12 protein-coding genes are annotated in these 17,969 nt (G+C 63.2%); 1 reads left to right on the forward strand and 11 read right to left on the reverse strand.

What is annotated here, in order from left to right:
* Positions 1–64 precede the first annotated feature (64 nt).
* The 11 genes from AB4Z10_RS26330 to AB4Z10_RS26380 form a co-directional block, all read right to left on the reverse strand.
* A complete protein-coding gene (locus tag AB4Z10_RS26330; protein WP_441473357.1) occupies positions 65–1,408 on the reverse strand; it encodes an HlyD family type I secretion periplasmic adaptor subunit in 1,344 nt (447 codons plus the stop codon).
* Between the two features lie 7 nt (positions 1,409–1,415).
* Positions 1,416–3,167, reverse strand: coding sequence for a type I secretion system permease/ATPase (locus tag AB4Z10_RS26335; protein ID WP_441473358.1), 1,752 nt, complete (start codon positions 3,165–3,167; stop codon positions 1,416–1,418).
* Positions 3,168–3,321: 154 nt separating this feature from the next.
* Positions 3,322–4,887 (reverse strand): hypothetical protein, encoded by a 1,566-nt coding sequence (locus tag AB4Z10_RS26340; RefSeq protein ID WP_441473359.1) that lies wholly within the window; start codon positions 4,885–4,887, stop codon positions 3,322–3,324.
* A gap of 439 nt (positions 4,888–5,326) precedes the next feature.
* A complete protein-coding gene (locus tag AB4Z10_RS26345) occupies positions 5,327–7,390 on the reverse strand; it encodes a putative bifunctional diguanylate cyclase/phosphodiesterase (protein ID WP_441473394.1) in 2,064 nt (687 codons plus the stop codon).
* A 542-nt stretch (positions 7,391–7,932) separates the two neighbouring features.
* Positions 7,933–8,949 carry a S1/P1 nuclease gene (locus AB4Z10_RS26350; RefSeq protein WP_441473360.1) on the reverse strand — a complete coding sequence of 339 codons (1,017 nt, stop codon included), beginning with the start codon at positions 8,947–8,949 and terminating at the stop codon, positions 7,933–7,935.
* A gap of 359 nt (positions 8,950–9,308) precedes the next feature.
* Entirely contained in the window at positions 9,309–10,958 is a 1,650-nt protein-coding gene (locus AB4Z10_RS26355; RefSeq protein WP_441473361.1) for an FAD-dependent oxidoreductase, read from the reverse strand.
* 342 nt (positions 10,959–11,300) lie between these two features.
* Positions 11,301–13,529: a xanthine dehydrogenase family protein molybdopterin-binding subunit gene (locus tag AB4Z10_RS26360; RefSeq protein ID WP_441473395.1), complete on the reverse strand. Its 2,229-nt coding sequence runs from the start codon at positions 13,527–13,529 to the stop codon at positions 11,301–11,303.
* Positions 13,526–14,020, reverse strand: coding sequence for a (2Fe-2S)-binding protein (locus tag AB4Z10_RS26365; protein ID WP_441473362.1), 495 nt, complete (start codon positions 14,018–14,020; stop codon positions 13,526–13,528). Before AB4Z10_RS26365 ends, AB4Z10_RS26360 begins: the two co-directional genes overlap by 4 nt.
* A gap of 10 nt (positions 14,021–14,030) precedes the next feature.
* Positions 14,031–15,347, reverse strand: coding sequence for a c-type cytochrome (locus AB4Z10_RS26370; protein WP_441473363.1), 1,317 nt, complete (start codon positions 15,345–15,347; stop codon positions 14,031–14,033).
* Between the two features lie 42 nt (positions 15,348–15,389).
* Positions 15,390–16,592, reverse strand: coding sequence for an MFS transporter (locus AB4Z10_RS26375; RefSeq protein ID WP_441473364.1), 1,203 nt, complete (start codon positions 16,590–16,592; stop codon positions 15,390–15,392).
* A gap of 22 nt (positions 16,593–16,614) precedes the next feature.
* Complete coding sequence (locus tag AB4Z10_RS26380) at positions 16,615–16,896, reverse strand: hypothetical protein (RefSeq protein ID WP_441473397.1); 282 nt, start codon at positions 16,894–16,896, stop codon at positions 16,615–16,617.
* Between AB4Z10_RS26380 and AB4Z10_RS26385 the strand changes: the two genes are divergently transcribed.
* Positions 16,801–17,916, forward strand: coding sequence for an FAD binding domain-containing protein (locus AB4Z10_RS26385; protein ID WP_441473365.1), 1,116 nt, complete (start codon positions 16,801–16,803; stop codon positions 17,914–17,916). The genes AB4Z10_RS26380 and AB4Z10_RS26385 overlap by 96 nt on opposite strands.
* The last annotated feature ends 53 nt before the right edge of the window (positions 17,917–17,969 follow it).

Here is a 17,969-nt window from a genome sequence, read left to right on the forward strand (position 1 = left end):
GCGGCTCGCTTCCAAATTGACGTGTCCGAGAACGAAATGTGTCCCCCCAGAAGCATGCTCAGCGTCAATCGTATCGGAACGATCGCGCGATCTGGTCCTCGATCGGCTTGACGAGATAGACGAAGGCGGTGCGCAGGCCGGTCTGGATGAAGGCTTCGACTGGCATGCCCGGAAGCAGCACCTTGCCATCGAGCCGCTTCACTTCGGTCAATCTCAGGCCGATACGGGCGGTGTAGAAGGAGACACCTGTCTTCTCGTCGGTGGAGGCGTCGGCCGAGATCTGGATCAGGCGCCCCTCCAGGTCGGGGGTCGCGCGACTGTCGAAAGCAGGAAACCGCAGTACTACAGCCTGGCCGATGCGCAACCGGTCGATCATGGCCGGCTCGATGCGTGCCTCGATCACGAGTCCGTCCGTCTCGGGCACGATCAGCATGATCTGCTCGGCCGGCGAAATAACGCCGCCGATCGTGTGCACCGTGCTCTGGTGAACGATGCCGTCCTGCGGCGCGTGCATCTCGGTCCGGTCTAGCTGGTCGACCGCTGCTATGCGCCGCTCGGAGAGATCGGCGATCTTGCCGTCGACATCGCGCAACTCGGTCGTGACCTCGCGGCGTAGGTCCTCGTCGATCTGCAGGATCTGCAGCTCGATCTCGGCGATGCGTCCCTTCACCCGGGCCGTGTCGGCAATGAGGCTGCCCTGCTCGCCGGCGAGTCGTGAAGCCTCGCGCTGCAGCGCCGTCAGCCGTGACAGCGCGACGAGGTTCTGATCGTAGAGCTTCTGTACGCCGTCGAGTTCCTGCTTGATCAGGCCGGCCTGCGCCTGCTTCGCCTCGATCTGGGCCGCGATCCCCCTGATCTCCTCGCGTGACTGGGCGATGCGCTCGCGGAATTGCGAGCGCTGCAGCTCGGCCGCGCTGCGTCGCGTGCGGAATAGGGCCTGCTCGCTGTCCAGCGCCTGGATCACCGTCGGCGCTCTGGCCCGCTCCGCCAGCTCCGTTGGGACGACGACCTCGGCCTTGCGGTCGCGCTCGGCCTCGAGGCGGGCCTTGCGGGCCTGGAACCGGCGCAGTTCGATCTCGATCAGCGCCAGGCTTGCCCTGGCATGGGTCTCGTCGAGCCTGACCAGGACGTCGCCGGCCTTGACGTGGTCGCCGTCCTTGACCCGGATCTCCGCTACGATGCCGCCGGCTGCATGCTGGATGCGGCGGACATTGCTCTCGACAACTATCTTTCCGGAGGCGATGACCGCGCCCGCCAGCGGTGCGGTCGCGGCCCAGAGCCCGACTGTGCCGAAGAGCACGGCGATGATGGCGACGCCAGCGATCGCCGCCTGGCGGATATCGCGGCGGGGATCGAGGCGGCGCGCGATCTTCCGGTTCGCAGGACCTGACAGGAGCATACCTGCCATGTTCTCGTTAGCCGTGCGCATCGGTTGTCACTATCCTCTTCGAAGTCGGGAAGCCGGCGCCCGCCGCTGCGGGGGCAGCCGCCAGACTCTTGCGCAGGATCTCCTCCTTCGACCCGAAGGCCTGGACTTGGCCCTCAGCCAGGATCAGGACGAGGTCGATGCCAGCGAGCGCCGATGGGCGGTGGGCAATGACGATCACGATGCCGCCGCGCTCGCGCACGCTGCCGATGGCGGCGGTGAGCGCCGCATCGCCCGCAGCATCGAGGCTAGCGTTCGGCTCGTCGAGCACAACCAGGAATGGGTCGCGGTAGAGCGCCCGGGCGAGCGCGATATGCTGGCGCTGGCCGCCGGAAAGGAGGCTGCCGGCCTCGCCGATCGGCGTCTCGAAGCCCTTGGGCAGGCCGAGGATCATGGCGTAGGCGCCGGCCGCCTTGGCCGCGGCGAGAACGGCCTCTTCGCTGATATCCGGATCGAAGCGGGCGATGTTCTCCGCCACCGTACCGGCGAAGAGCTGCACGTCCTGCGGCATGTAGCCGATGATCCCGCCGCGCTGCTCGGGAGCCCATTGGTCGAGCGTCGCACCGTCGAGGCGCAGGCTGCCGCGCATCAGCGGCCAGACCCCGACGAGCGCCCGCGCCAGCGTCGACTTGCCGGAGGCGGAGGGGCCGATGATCGCAAGCCCTTGCCCTGCTTTCAGCGCAAAGCCTGCATCCTTCACGATTGGGCTCTGTGCGCCCGGTGCCGCGACGAAGACATGCTCCAGCACCAGCCGCTGCGTCGGCCGGTCCGGCGCGATGGAGGGATGGCCGCGCGGCTCCGCCAGCGCGGCCTTCAACCGCTGCCAGGCCTGGCGGGCACCGATGAAAGGCCGCCAGCTGCCAATGGCGAGTTCGATCGGTGCCAGCGCCCGGCCGCTCAGGATCGAGGCGGCGATCATCACGCCCGAGGAGGCCTCGTTCTTCATCACCAGCCAGGCGCCGAGGCCGAGCATGGCCGACTGCAGCATGAAGCGGATGGTCTTCGACATCGTGCCGAGCGTGCTGACGAGATCGGACGAGCCAAGATTGGTCACGACGTAACGGTCGTTGATGCGGTCGAACAGAGTGGCGACGCGCCGCTCCATGCCGAGCGCGCCGATCACTTCGGCATTGCGCCTGGCGGCCTCGAGCAGGGCCGAGCGCTCGGCACCCACGCGAGACGACTCGCGCGCCGGGCCACGCGTCAGCACTTCGGTCAGCAAGGCGATGAAGATGAGGATCGCCGCGCCGGCGACCAGGGTCCAGCCGAGAGAAGGGTGCAGCAGGAAGCACAGACCGCCATAGAGCGGGATCCAGGGCAGGTCGAACAGCGTCGTCGGCCCGAGCCCCGAGAAAAAGCCGCGCACGCTGTCGAGATCGCGTGAGAGCTGAATGCCGCCCGGCCCGCCGCGTAGGTTCGTACCGAGGATTGCGCCGACCACCGGCGCACTGAGTTGGCGGTCGAGCACGATCCCGATCCGGCTCATGATGCGCTGGCGCAGCCAATCGAACAGGCCGAGCAGAATGTAGAGGGCTGCGACAATGATCGAGAGCGCGACCAGCGTCGGCACGCTGCGCGAGGGCAGCACCCGGTCATAGACCTGCAACATGTAGATCGACCCGGTCAGCATCAGCACATTGACCAGGGCAGAGAACAGCGCGACCGCCAGGAAGGCGGAGCGGCAGGAGGCCAACGCCTCGCTGGCAGCATTGGAAGAGGGCTTGGGAAGCAAGGCAGCCATCCCTAAGCAGATGTGAACGGGTCAGGCAGGGCCCGCCGTATGGCCCCGGCGGACCTCACCAGAGATCCGCCGGGGCCAACAACAGGCAAGATTTCCCGGAACTTCCGACAGCTGCGCTCCGCTGAAYGAGCCGCCGGCAAACCCCGCTTTGCTTTCAGGCGAACAAAAAATCACTATGTGTCAGCATGTGCGTGAAATTGTGCAGCGTAACCTGATCCGCCCCGGCGGTAATGACGGTGTCGGAGCCGCTTTGCGCGATGGTCAGATCAGCGAAGGAGTGTACGCCCGCCACACCGTTGAACCCGATCTTGTCATGCTGGGCCTGACTGAAATCTTCGATGGTGTTATTGGTCCCGACCGTCATCGAACCAGAATCCTTGAACAGGAACAGATCGGCGCCGCCACGCGCGTGGTCGCTCAGTTGTCCGTCGCCCCACATGTCGTTGCTGACCGCGGATCCGGATGCTGCGGTCCCGGCGATCAAGGTATCGTTGCCGCCCCTGGCGAAGCCTGACAGGGTTGCGGCGTCACCGAAGAGGCTGTTCGTCACCGCGCCTCCGCCGCTGTTGCTGCCGCCGGTCAGCGTATCGTTGCCGCCTCTCGCCGCCTCGCGCATGGATTGCGCGTCGCCATAGAACTGGTTGACGACATCCCCGGAACCGACGCCGCCCGACAGGCGGTCATTGCCGCCGGCAGCATCGCCGAACATCGTCTGCGCGTCGCCATAGGCCGCATTCGCGAACTGTGCGGATAGGCCCTCATTGCCGGCAAAGAACGCCACGTCATCGCCGCCCTGAGCCCGGCCGAACATGTTGTGGCCGGCATCACCGAAGAAAGTGTTGCTGGAGCCGGGACCGCTGGTGAAGGTGTCGTTGCCGCCCTTGGCAAAGTCGACCATGTCGAACGCGTCACCGTAGAAAAAGTTGGTGGAAAAGGCGCCATTATTTGTGAAACTGTCGTCGCCGCCCCGAGCATGGCCGGACATGCTGCGCCCGGCGTCGCCGGCGAAAACGTTGTTGCTGAAGGCACCGCCACCCGTGAAATCGTCGTTGCCGCCTTGGGCGAAATCCGACATGTCGCGGAGCGCATCACCGTAGAAACTGTTGTCGGCATCGCGGCCGCCGCCGGTGAAGCTGTCATTGCCGCCTCGAGCATGGTCGAACATGCTGCCGACCGTGTCGCCATAGAAGGCGTTGTTGGCCTGGTTGCTGGCGCCGATGAAGTTGTCGCTGCCGCCCTGAGCATGGCCGGACATATCGCCGCCCGCATCTCCGATGATGATGTTGTTGGACAGGGCAGCGCCCACGAAACGATCATCGCCGCCCTGAGCCTGGCCGGACATCCGGCCGCCCGCATCGCCGAAAAAAGTGTTGGTGGAGAGGCCCCCACCCGTGAAAACGTCATTGCCGCCCTTGCCGTGGTCGAGCATGTCGCCACCCACGTCACCGTAAGCTGTGTTGGTGGAGCTGAGCGCACCCCTGAAAGAGTCATTGCCGCCCTGAGCATGGTCGAGCATCCTGCCGACCGCGTCACCGTAGAAGGTGTAGTTGGCAGGGGCGCCCCCGCTGAACGTGTCGTTGCCGCCCTTGGAATGATCGAGCAGGTTGCCGCCTGCGTCGCCAATCAAAACAGTGCTGGTCGGATCGCCGGCAAGAGTGTCATCAGCGCCCAATTGATGATCGGTCAGATCACCCGGGGTAAATGGCACGCGGTGAGACATGGTCATGCTCCCACTGAGTTACCCCAGCGCCCGTCGCGATATTAGGCTGATATGCCCAAGCCCACAACGAGCACAAACGGGGTAGTTCGCTTGGATCGACGACACTCCGGGCGCTCCGCGCATGCTCGCTGCCAAGCGGTCTACGTCGTGGCGCCGACCTTTCCTAGCCAGTGCCAGGCCCCGCTCCATTTGCCGAAGGACGCCGCCCAGCAAAGCTAGCTTTCGCGGGGGCGCTCCTCCACGAAGGTGAGGAGTTCAGGTACGCCATTGAACCAGACATGTCCGCTTCTGGATGGTGCGCCAACGTCAGCAAATGGCGCAAGTTTAGCCTGCGGCGACGTGGCGGCGCACACCATCGGTGATTAGGAGCCGGGAGGGCGGCGAGCAATAGCAAACTCGCAATACGCTTTCACCCGGCCCGGGTTTCGTATTTTCGCCCTCAAAGCTCTGGCTTGCCTGTCGGGAACCAACTCTGAATGGTCTTCGGCACCATCTCCCCTCGCAGCGGCTTCGCATAAAAATAGCCCTGAGCGGAATCGCACCCTGCTTCTCGCAGGCGTGCGGCCTGTGGGAAGCTTTCGACCCCCTCCGCAGTCGTATGCATTCCCATAGCGTGACCGAGACTTACGATGGCGGCGACAATTGCAGCGTCGCTGTCGTCGCTGATCAAGTTCCGCACGAAACTCTGGTCAATCTTGATGTGGTCCACGGGGAACTGCTTCAGATGCAGAAGCGACGCAAAGCCTGTCCCGAAATCATCCAATGCGATGGAGACGCCGGCCTGGTGCAACTTGTTCAGGATGGAGGACGCCGTCGCGGTTCTGCGCCCGAGGAAAGCCGTTTCCGTCACTTCGACTTCAAAATGCGCCGAGGAGACACCTGTATCCTCCAGTATGCGGATAATCCTCTCGGCGAGTCTCGGGTCGGAGATTTCGGCGGAAGACAGATTGACCGCGACGCGACCGCATTCGAGACCCTGATTCAGCCATGATCGAACATCGGCCGCGACCTGGCGGATCATCTGCTCGCCCAGAGCAATCGAAATGGCCTGCTCGGCGAACATCGAGCCAAAATAGTCAGGCGAGAGGAGCCCTTTGGTCGGGTGGTTCCAACGCGCGAGGGCCTCGAAGCCGACGATCCGGCCTGTCACCAACGACACTTTCGGTTGGTAATAGGGAACGAACTGCTGTGCTGCGAGCCCTTCGCGGACGTCGTGTGCGATGGTGACGCGACGCTCCATCGTCTCGCGGGCGGCACTGGTATAAGCAACCGCTTGGCCGCGCCCCTGCTCCTTCGCGCGATAGAGCGCGATGTCGGCGTCCTTCATCAGTTCGACCGGATCGCGGTGATGCTCAGGGAAGGTTGCCAGCCCGATGCTGACCGTTGTGGAAAGAGCTCGTCCTTCGTGCTGGAAGGGAGCACAGAGAGCATCTACGATTTCCGTAGCAAGGGCAGTGGCTTCACTTCCCGCTGAAATATCGGCGAGTATGATGGCAAACTCGTCGCCCCCGAGGCGTGCCACGGTATCGCCTTCTCCGACAAAGCTTCTGAGCCGAAGGGCCGCCTCCTGAAGGAGGAGGTCTCCAACCGCATGGCCAAGCGTGTCATTGACATCCTTGAAGTCGTCGAGATCCAGCAGTAACAGCCCCACGCTGGTCCCAGAGATTCCGGCATTCGTCAGCGCCTCGTTGAGGCGAGCCTGGAAGAGCGCCCGGTTCGCCAGGCCCGTCAGCGGGTCGTGATTGGCGGTTCGCCAGATGGCTTCTTCGGCGGCCTTCCGATCTGCGATGTCGAAGGTCAGTCCGATGAGTCGATTATCGTCCTTTCGCTCGGCCCTGAGAGCAAGCCACGTTTGCGAGCCGTCAGGAGAATGGTAGCGCACTTCGGCCGTGCCACTTCCTTCCGACCTGACGGCGCTCCAGAAGGCCGTCACCATTTCTCGGTCGTCGGGATGGACCCTATTGATGAAATCGCCTGCCGGTCCCGAGGAAATGCCAAGCAGCACCATGGAATTCTCGGAGCGATCGACCCACTGCGTCACGAGATCCAGCTCCCAAGCAGCCATCCTGCTCGCCTGCAAAGCCAGCCGCAGGCGCTCCTCGCTCACCCGGATCGCGTTCTCGGCCGCTTTTCGTATGGTTATGTCAGTAAAGGTGCGCACCATTCCGCCGTTGGGGAGGCGGTTGGTTCGAACTTCCAGCACCGTGCCGTCTGGTCTCTGCCTATCGTAGTCCAGGATTTCTACGTGTATCCCTTCATATTTGATGGCCCGGAGGAGCTCCTCGGTGACAGTACCAAATTCACCTTGTTCCATCTGCCATCTCTTCACCGCCTCGAAAGATGGATTGGAACGCATCAGGTCGGGTGGCAGGCCGAGCAGATCGATCGCGCGCTGATTGCAGACGGCCACATAGCCGTTGGCATCGACCATCAGAATTCCCTGGTCCACATGCTCCAGGACAGCGTTCAATAGAGCACTGTCCACGGGGAAAGATCGGGTCACGCGCTGAGTGGGCAAGCGTCGGCCTCTCGCCAAGCTAACGGTCGATCAGGGTATGGCGGCGCGCTTTCGAAATGCTGAAAGATCGAAATCGATTTGCCCGATATCCTGTATCCAACGATGGCTTGGACAAACTTCCTTTACCCAGCTGCCCGAAAGCGCCGTTTAGCCTCCCACCAAGACCTGGCAACTCTCCCGACTAGGTTGCATAGGACCGATCTCGCGAACCTCCGAGTTAGATCGTTTCCGATCGTGCCGCGACCGCGTTCAAGACGTCTGCTTTTGGCCAGAGAGCTAGAGTCTGCTAATGGCGCATGCCGGTCACAGGCCGATAGAGCAGTCGGAGGATGTAGAACGTTATCCGTGCAATCACGGAATCCTATTCCGGATCTGCAAGGTTGGTTGTGTGCATCCGGCGTGTCAGCCAGAAGGCGGAGGCGCCGCCACCACGCAACAGCGCAAGTCGTCGCAAGATCGAGCGCGAACGCAAAATCTCAAACACAATGGCCGTACGCAACAGCCAACGGCGACGGCGCTCATATCGATCAAGGTTGCAGGTTGTCCTGTACCGGTCCCGTGTAAGCCGGATCCAGCGCCAAATTTACCAGGTGAGCTAATCTGAAGCCGGCGGCCTTAACGCGGTTCTGGGCCGTCTTCGAGAACATGGCGAGGTATGCCTGATCAAACTGCTCGGAGCGCTTCGGAACGCCATTCCCCAGCTGTACCGAGCCCGACGAGTACTTACAGACGCCAGCGACGATAACGCAATAACGCACCTCAGGCATCACAGTGATCTCGAAGGATTCATTTGCCCATTTCACTGGATCGCCCCCCACGAGTTCTTTTTCTTCCGCCAGTGAGGTGGTGGCCTGTAATGTATCGACGGCCCGGTAAGTGATGGTGTTCTTGCTCCAGCTCTTCCTGAAATCGGCCCGGTTCCGAACGCGCTCGAATAGGCCGGCTTCAAGCAGGCAGTTGTCCCAGATCCCGTGCAGATTTTTGACTCGATAGGTCGATCTCCCGCATTTGCCGCCGGTGATCTTAGCATCGATCCCGTTGCCGCCGCGATCATCGGAGAAAGAGACGTGAAGCGGTTGATGGATGTCCCCGATCCAGTGCCCCAGCGCCATTAGTGCGAAGACACGCTCTTCGTTTGGCCTGGCCGTGTCCCTGAGGGTGTCGAAATCTCGGCCGATCCCAGAAAGGATGCAGTCGGCCGCGGCCGGACAGGCGCTATTGGTGATCGACTTGGTATCTCGGCTGACATTGATGAAATGATCGTCGGGGTGCTTCCGCGGCAGCTCGTCCTCTTCGAGGCAACCGACATTGTACGATGTATAGTGGCGGTCATCCATTTTGCCGCGGCCTTTGACACCGATGCCGCCGCGGCCGACCTGGAAGAGCTTTTTGAGTTCCTCGCGCGCCTTGTCTGTGAAGTTCCGGTACGCCAGATCGCAAATGGTCAGATGACCAAATTTGCCCCAGGCCCGCGCTTCGCCACCGAATGAGAAAAGGCCCGCCAATGTTACGAAGCCGAAAGCGAGAACCTGTATTGCCCGCATAGCCCGCTCCTGCTGGTTGAGCGCTCCATATATTTCATGGTGCACGGCACAGAAGGGAAAACAACCCTAGGTAACATGTAGAGGCTTATTCCGCACTTTTCGGATAGCTCTGGCACAACGCGCGTAGCGGCCGCAGTCTAACTGGCTACCATCTTATGGGCCAAGGTCGGTTCTCTGCATAAGCGCCCCCAGTCTGCCGTGCTAACGAGGTTTCATCGACTCGTTGGCCGAGCGCAATTAAATCTGGAAGCGCCCGATCTCCGCTATATGGCCGCGAGCCAATGTCTGGTTATGACGCCTTGCAGTTCATTTGGTCCGCAGAATACCAAAGGAAGCCAATAACAGACCGTCGTGATTAACTACCTGTCGCGCAAAGCTCCTAGGTATCCGTGAATCTGCGCAACAACCGCAGCTCCATCGCCTACTGCTGCAGCGACACGCTTCGTTGAACCCGCGCGCACGTCGCCGATCGCGAATACTCCCGGCACGCTGGTCTCCAAAGGCAAAGCCTCCTCACCTCCGGTGAGAATGAAGCCTTTCTCGTCAGTCGCCAGTGTATCTCGAAGCCAGCCTGCGTGCGGTGTTGCGCCGACGAACAGGAACAAGTGGCTAATCCCGAATCTTGACAGGCCATGGTCAGACCGATTTCGAACGGTCGCACCGGAAAGCACGCCCCCGTTAACGTCCAATTCCGCAATCTCGGCTCCTACATGAATCTCGACGTTCGGGAGCGCTGAAATCCGGTCGATGAGATAGCGCGACATCGTTTCGGACAGGTCTCTGCGAACGAAAACGTGAAGGCGCTTCACTTGCGGCGTAAGGAACACAATCGCCTGCCCCGCTGAATTTCCACCCCCGACGAGGGCAATTTCTTTGCCGCGGCAGAGTCTGGCTTCCACGGCCGACGCCCAGTACGACACGCTGGCCCCGTCCAATTGCGCCAGACCAGGAATCTCCGGGTGCTGATAGGCTGCGCCGGACGCGATCACCACGGTATTGGCCGCCAACGTCGCGCCGTCAGAGAGCCCCAGAGTAATGCGATCACCAGTCCGTTGTAGCGTTTCGACACGCAACGGAATCGCCACCTCTGCGCCAAACTTGATGGCCTGGTTGAAAGCGCGGCCAGCAAGAGCTTGGCCCGATATGCCCGTAGGAAATCCAAGATAGTTTTCGATCCGTGCCGAAGCACCAGCCTGCCCTCCCATCGCCCGCTGGTCTAGGACGATGACTGAAAGGCCCTCAGACGCGCCGTAGACCGCCGCTGCCAAGCCGGCCGGGCCAGCTCCAACGATGGCGACATCATAGATCTTTTCCGAATCGATTTTCGGAATGATCCCGAGACACGCGGCTACCTCCCGCTCGGTCGGACGCTTCAACAGCTTGCCGTTGGGACAAACGACCAGCGGCAAATCTGTAATCTGCAGGGAGAACTTCTCGACAAAACTACGCCCCTCGCCCGATGTAACCGGGTCTATGACCAGGTTGGGATAGCCGTCACGGGTCAGGAAGCTTTGTAGGCGAATGAGATGCGCATCATGCGCCGAACCAATCAAAATCGTACCGGAGCCGCCTTGCTCGATCAGCCCCACGCGGCGAAGGATCAGCGCCCGCATGATGATCTCGCCGACCTCCGCGGACCCGATCATCAATGCTCTCAGATGGGGAGGATCGAAAGGCAGCAGCATGGCTCCGTCGCTGCCAGCGCGGGCCGATGCAATTGTCGCACGCCCATCGATCTGACTGACCTCGCCGGTGAACTGGCCTGCACGATGAGTGGTGATCGGTGCCTCGTCGTCGAGGCCGTCGCGCCGAACGACGTCGATGGAGCCTGCCAACACAAGCCAGACCGGCACGTCGCGATCCCCGCTTGTGAAGACCGGCTCGCCGGAAGTGAAACGCCGGGGCGGACCACTGGCGAAGCGACGCATCGTTTCGATCTGATCGTGCGTCAACACAGGAAACATTTGATGGGCACGAGGCGCGGCATTGCCCACGGTTTGGCTGCTCATAGGGTTCTCCAACTTATGAAATCCCGACACGGGATGGCCCAACGGACGGTTTCGCCGTCCAGGGCTCGGTGCCGCTACAGGGTGAGACGCCCTCACGAGACCACCGTTGCAGCGGGCGGCCGGGGGGCTTTGGGACGAAGGCCGCAAGCAGCCAGCAGAACAGAGCGACGATAGCGGTCGCTTGAAGGCATAGATTGCGTCGCGATCGTCCAGCCCAGCAGTACTTGGCGACGACGATCAATGCGTGGAGCAGCGGACGTGAGAGGAGGCGCGGACGCCAGCTCGGCAGAACGTACTGGGCCATGCCCGTCGGTGATGGCTCGCCAGCTATAGTTCGTCCGCTCACCGTCCGAAGGCGGCCCGAATACGGGCCGGAGTGAACGGCAATTGCCGCAATCTTTGACCGCTTGCGTCACGAATGGCGTTGCCCAGGGCCGCAGCCGTTGGGCCTTGCGACGCCTCCGCCACGCCGAGAAACGGTGCGCCGGGCCTGTCGATAATCGCGACATCCAACCGTTCCGGAACGCTTGAGAACCGAAGGATCGGGTAGGACGACCAGTCGAACGACGTGATGCGCTTGCGATCGAACGTCACCTCCTCGAACAGCGTCCAGCTCGCGGACTGAATGATCCCTCCCTCGATCTGATTCCTGACACCATCCGGGTTGACGACCTCTCCGGTGTCGGTAGCCGCGTTGACGCGGACGATGCGGACCTCGCCCGCCTCAGGGTCGACGAAGATTTCCAGCGCGACGGCGCAATACGCTTCGAGGTTCTTGTACCGGGCAAAGCCGAAGCCGTAGCCGCCTCCCTTTGGAAGTCGCGGTCGCGCCTTCCATGCAAAATCCATAGCTGCCTTCTCGACGACGGCCCGAGCGCGATCATCGGTGAGCAGGCGCAGGCGTAATGCGACCGGATCCTGCCCTGAGGCATGAGCCAGATCGTCGATGGTGCTCTCGATGGCCAGGACGTTCAGATAGCCGCCGAGGGAACGCATCGAGGAGCCGCGCAACGGCATCTCCGGCAGGAAGTGATGGACCACCTTCGCATTCGGGAAGTGGTAGAGCGGGATCGCGTTGCGATCGCCACCTCCCTCCGGCTGCGCGAGGGCGACGGGCGGAGCCGGCGGAGCCGGATCGCTCTTGTCCCGGGCAGCCAGCAGCGTGCCCGGCGGCCCGGGCCGCATCATGTGGGACTGGCTCCAAACCTCGCTGTGCCAGTCCGTGACGGCGCCACTGCCGTCGACCACGGCGCGCACCGCGGCCACCATGCCGGGCCCGAAAGGCTCCCAGGCATGTTCCTGCTCACGCATCCACTGCACGCGGATCGGGCGTCCCGGCAGAGCCATCGCGATCAGGGCGGCGTCGGCGCCAACGTCGTCCGCACCATTCTGACCATAACAGCCCGCGCCCTCGACATGGATGCATCGAACCTTGTCGAGCGGCAGCTTCAGCATTCCCGCGATGGCCTGGCGGAGCGGATAGACGCCTTGGGTATGCGTCCAGATCGTCACCTCGCCGTCGAGCGCCTCGGCAATGGCGCAGGATGGGCCGATCGAGCCATGCGCGAGATAGGGGCGTACGAAGCGTCCTTCGACGACAGTTCCCGCCCCACCCGGCGTTCCCACCTCGAGGATGGCGGTGTCGCGCGATGGAAGGACCGTCAGAGCGTCGCCCAGATTCGCCGCATCCGGCAGCGACGCCTGCTCCTTCCACGCGACGCGTGCCGAGAGGCGGCGCATGGCCTGAATGGCCGTCCATTCGTCGTCCGCTACTACGGCAAGGACATTGCGGTCGCGGAAAACGTTCACAACCCCGGGCATGGCTTCCACGGCAGTGGCATCCAGCCGAGCAATTTCGGCGTCATAGCTCGGCGGCCGGATCATCCTGGCATGGAGCATGCCGTCTGGGCGACGATCCTGCACATAGGCTTCGCCGCCCGTGACCTTGCCCGGAATGTCGATCCTTGCGACCGGCCGGTTCATCACGGTGAAGTCGGCCGTCGGTGTCAGTTTCGAAGTGGGTCGAGCCTCGACCTGCAGCAACTCAGCACTGACCAGCTCTCCGTAGCTCAGGCGCACTCCCCCTGGACCGAGAACGGCCCCTTCGGCCGCACGCAGCGTTTCAGGCGAGACGGTCAGCCGTCGCGCGGCCTCGGCAATCAGGATTTCCCGCACCTGGGCGGCGGCGTTGCGGATCGCAGTGCCCGAATCGCGAATTGAATGGCTTGCTGCCGTATAGCCTTCATCGGCTGTTCGGCCGGTATCGGCAGTGACGAGACCGAGCGATGAGAAGGGCACTTTGAGCTCTTCCGCGGCGATCTGGAGAATAGCCGTCTTGAGGCCCTGCCCGAGTTCGGCCTTGCCGGTCAGGATGGTCACGGAGCCAGTGGCATCGAGCCGGATCCAGGCATCGAGCCGAGGCGTGTCATCGAGGCTGCCAGGGAGACCTCGCTTTGTCGGCCCCTCTCCCTTCCCGGTTTCGGTCTGCGCCCGCGCAGCGGACCAACTGAACGCCAGGGTCAGTGCGCCGGCGCCAGCGAGGACAGCGCGGCGTGACAGCATCGCGTTCATGACCGGCCTCCCGGCGCCGACGGCACGAGTGTCCCGGCCACCCGGTCGGCCGCCCGACGGATAGCGCGGAGGATGCGCATATGCGTGCCGCACCGGCACAGATGCGGTTCCATCTCTTCGCGGATCTGCCGATCCGATACCCGTGGGTTGCGTTGGAGCATCGCCTGCGCGCGCATCATCATGCCGGGAATGCAGTAGCCACACTGGGCCGCCTGCTCGTCGATAAAAGCTTGCTGCAAAATCCCGGGATTTTCCCTGGACCCGAGCCCTTCCAGCGTCGTCACGGAACGCCCCTCGACCAGCTCGACCGGGGTAACGCAGGAGAATACGGCCTCGCCGTCAACGATTACGGTGCAGGCTCCGCACTGGCCGAGTCCGCAGCCGAACTTCGCCGCATTGAGTTTCAACTCGTTGCGCAGGACATAGAGCAGCGGCGTATCAGGCGCGGCCTTGATCGCGTGACTGGTGCCATTGATTGTGACATTGGCCATACCAGCCTCCTCATTTCGCCTGATGGCGCGCGAGTTCGCGGCGCGCCTCTCGAAGGACCTTCTGCAGATCGGGCCAGTCCGGACGCGTTGCGACCTGGCTGCGGAGGCGCTTCACCAGAGCCGCAATCTGCTCGTCGGTCATGACGGCTCCGAAGCCCGGCATGATCGGCGCCTTGGCACCGCCGGCAGCGGGAATTCCGTTCAGAACGAGCTTCACCAGATTCTCGGGCCCCTCCCCCGCCAGCGCTGTCGAAGCTGCGAGCGATACCGCTCCTAATGGCAGGCTGCGCCCAGCGTCGTGGCATGAAGCACAAGCGCTGGCGTAGAGGCGGGCTCCCGCTCCAGGCATGTCCGGAGGCGTCGCGATCTGCAGACCAGCCGATTGCGCAAGAGCCAGCTGCGCGACGCCAGTCGGTTTGGCAACAGGTGCGCCCGCGGGTGCAAGCGCGGCAATATAGGCGGCCATTGCGGCGACTTCTTCGCGCGGCACAAGAGAAAGGTTGTCCGTCACCGGCGCCATCGGCCCCCGAGCCACGCCATGATCCGGGTGGGAGCCCTCAGCCAGATAGGTCTCCAATGCCTGGGCCGTCCACGGCAGCGGCGCCTTCGATGCCTTTCCCAGCCCGTAGGCCAGCCAGCCCTCGACCCGGGCGCCTTCGAAAGCGCGGGACTGGACTTCCGCCCCCATGAGGTTGCGCGGCGTGTGACAGGCACCGCAATGGCCGAGACCTTCGACGAGATAGCGCCCGCGATTCCATTGCGCGTCCTTCGCAAGGTCGGGCTGCAGCCGCCTTTGGCTGAAGAAGAGCAATTTCCAGCCGGCAAGAACGAGGCGGATATTGATCGGGAATGGCAGCTCGTTGGCGGGCGTCGGTGCGCTGACCGCCTCGCGCGTCATGAAGAAGGCGTATAGCGCTTCGAGATCCTGATCGCTGGTCAGCATGAAATGGTCGTAGGGGAACGCCGGATAGAGGTGCCGCCCTTCCCGATCGACACCTTCGCGCATTGCTCGCGTGAAAGCCTCCCGGGACCAGGAGCCGATTCCCGTGCCGCGATCCGGCGTGATGTTGGTCGAATAGATGGTGCCAAACGGCGTCGGCATCGCTAGGCCGCCGGCGAAGATGCGGCCGCCCGGTGTCGTGTGGCAGGTCTGGCAGTCGCCGATGAGAGCAAGATCGCGTCCCTTGGCGATCGTCGCCGCTTCGAAGCTGGCTGGCGCAGGGGTCTCGATCGGAGCAATCTCGAACCGCCAAGCATAGGCCAGTGCGCCAGCTCCAGCGCTGACGGCGAAGGCGATGCCAATACTAAGAATGGTTTTGAGACGCATGCTCTGCTTGCCCCTGCGGCGCGGTTGATGCCGGCGAAGGCTTCAGGAGCCGGTCGTGTGGCTGCGGCTGCGGGCAATGCAGGCAAACTGCATCGCTGTCGCAATGGCGCCAAAAATCAAACCGAGGACGACCACCCCAGGCCAGCCGCCGAACTGCCAGGCGGCCATGCCGCTGGCCGAGCCGATCGAGCCCCCGAAGAACATGGCTCCCATCAGGACCGTGTTGAGCCGAGCCCGAGCCTCGGGCCGCAGCGCAAAGACGATGTGCTGGTTCGACACGAGTGCCGATTGCATGGCGAAGTCGAGGAGCACCACGCCGAACACCAGCCCGGCCAAGGAGGTCCACGCACCAAAGACGATCCACGAAACCAGAGTGACGATGGCCCCCATCGCAACAACAGGCGCCGGCCCCCGAGCATCCGCGAAACGCCCCGCCAGCGGCGCGGCGAAGATGCCGACCGCCCCGACGATGCCGAACAGGCCGGCGATGTCGGCACCCAAACCAAAGGGCGGCGCCTGCAGCCGGAAGGCGAGCACGGTCCAGAAGACGGTGAATGCCGCGAAAATCAGCGCCTGCGTGATTGCGGCCAGCCGAAGCACCGCGAATTCGCGCCACAGATCCCAGATGGAACTCAGCAGCCGACCATAGCTCAGCTCCGATTCCGGCGGAGCATGCGGAAGGACCAGTGCCATCAGCCCGCCCGCGGCAAGCGCCATCGGCACGCCCAGCCAAAACATCTCCCGCCAGCCTGCATGGGTCGCTACGAAACCTGCTAGGGTCCGGCTCAGCAGGATGCCGGTCAGAATGCCGGCCAGGACCGTACCCACGACTGCCCCTTGCCGCTCGGGAGCAGCCAGATGCGCCGCCAGCGGAACAATCTGCTGGGCGACAGTGGCCGACAGGCCAACGACGAGAGAAGCGAGGACGATCAACAGCGCATTCGGCGCCAGGGCGGCCAGCACGAGCGCGACAGCGAGGAAGCCGAACTGCAGGACGATCAGCCGCCGTCGTTCGACAATGTCACCAAGTGGAACCAGCAGGAAAAGGCCGCAGGCGTAGCCGAGCTGGGTAGCGGTCGGGACCAATCCCGTAGCCTGACCGGGGAGAGCCTCTTCGATCAGGCCCAGCATCGGCTGATTGTAGTAGATGTTCGCCACCGCGATGCCGGCAGCGGCCGCTATGGCATAGATTGCCGAGGTCCGGAGCACGAATGGAAGCGGCGCAGTAATACCTTGCTGTGTCATCGGAAGGGTCCCCTGCAACCAATCAGCGCGAACGGGCCAGCGACGAATCCGGCCGGCTGCCCTTTTTGAATGCTAGAGCCTTGACCTCGGGGAGGCTGTAGCGCTTGGGGATGGGGACCGCACACCTCCGTATGATTGCCCGCTGTGGTGCGATGTTGTTGGGTTGCTGGCTCGTCCCGCCGTCATAGGCTGCCAATACGCCCCCCACATGAGAGCCCTTTGCATCAGCATCGTCGGCGGTTCTCTTGCTGGGTTGTTTGCCGCTCTCCTGCTGCGGCGGGATGGCCACGAAGTCCGCGTTCATGAGCGCTCCCGGCACGGGCTCTCCGGTCGCGGCGCAGGCCTTGTCGCGCAAGCGGATGTGTTCCGTATGCTGCGCCTGCTCGGTCAGGAGCGCGTGGCCACCATCGGGGTCATGGCTGAAGAACGGATCTATCTGGACAGAGCCGGAGGGGTGGCGGAAACGCTCGCGATGCCGCAGATGCAAATCTCGTGGGGTGTTCTCTACGAGAACTTGGCAAGCGATCTGGGTGGGGAACGCCACGCACTGGGGCAGGAGTTGGAAGCCATCGAGCCCGCGGAGACGGGCACGGTCCTCCACTTCCGTGACGGCGCTGCCTGCAAAGCCGATCTCGTGATCGGAGCCGACGGGATCGGTTCGATTGTCCGCAAGGCCGTGAACCCCGAAAACCACGTCAACGGCTATGCAGGCTATTCAGCCTGGCGCGGTCTCGTACCGGAGACAGCCTTGCCATCGGAAGCGGCGCTGCTGATCGGGCGCTTTGCATTCTACGTGAAGCGCGGAGCCCATGCGCTCGGATATCTCGTACCGGGCTCAAAGGGAGAGATGGCGCAAGGCGAACGGCGCTATAACTGGGTCTGGTATCGGCCGGGCAGCAGTGACCAACTCCCGGCGTTGTTCACCGACACGCAGGGCCGAACCCATCCGTTCTCGCTGCCGAGGAGTGGCTTTTCGGCTGACCGTCTGGCGATGCTGCATCGGGATGCTGCCGATACGTTGCCGCCCCAATTTGCCCTCGCGGTCGGCAGTGAGGACAAGCCATCGATCCGAGGCATCTTCGACTACGAAGCCCCCCGGATGGTGCGAGGACCGATCGCGCTGATCGGCGATGCGGCCTTCGTGGTGAGGCCACATACTGCAATGGGAGTCTCAAAGGCAGCCGGAGACGTCATGGCGTTGCACCGTCATCTGGCGGCTGAAGACAATCTTGAACGCGCTCTGGCTGGCTTCGAGCGCGAGCGACTTCCCGTTGGGCGGGAGATTGCCGCCTATTGCCGCCGCCTTGGTGCCTCCGCCCTCTGAGATTCGGCGGCGCAGGCTCACGAAGCATCGGAGGTTGATCCGGAACCTCGTAA

Source organism: Allobosea sp. RAF48 (assembly GCF_052114025.1).
In the GTDB taxonomy this organism is placed as follows: domain Bacteria; phylum Pseudomonadota; class Alphaproteobacteria; order Rhizobiales; family Beijerinckiaceae; genus Allobosea.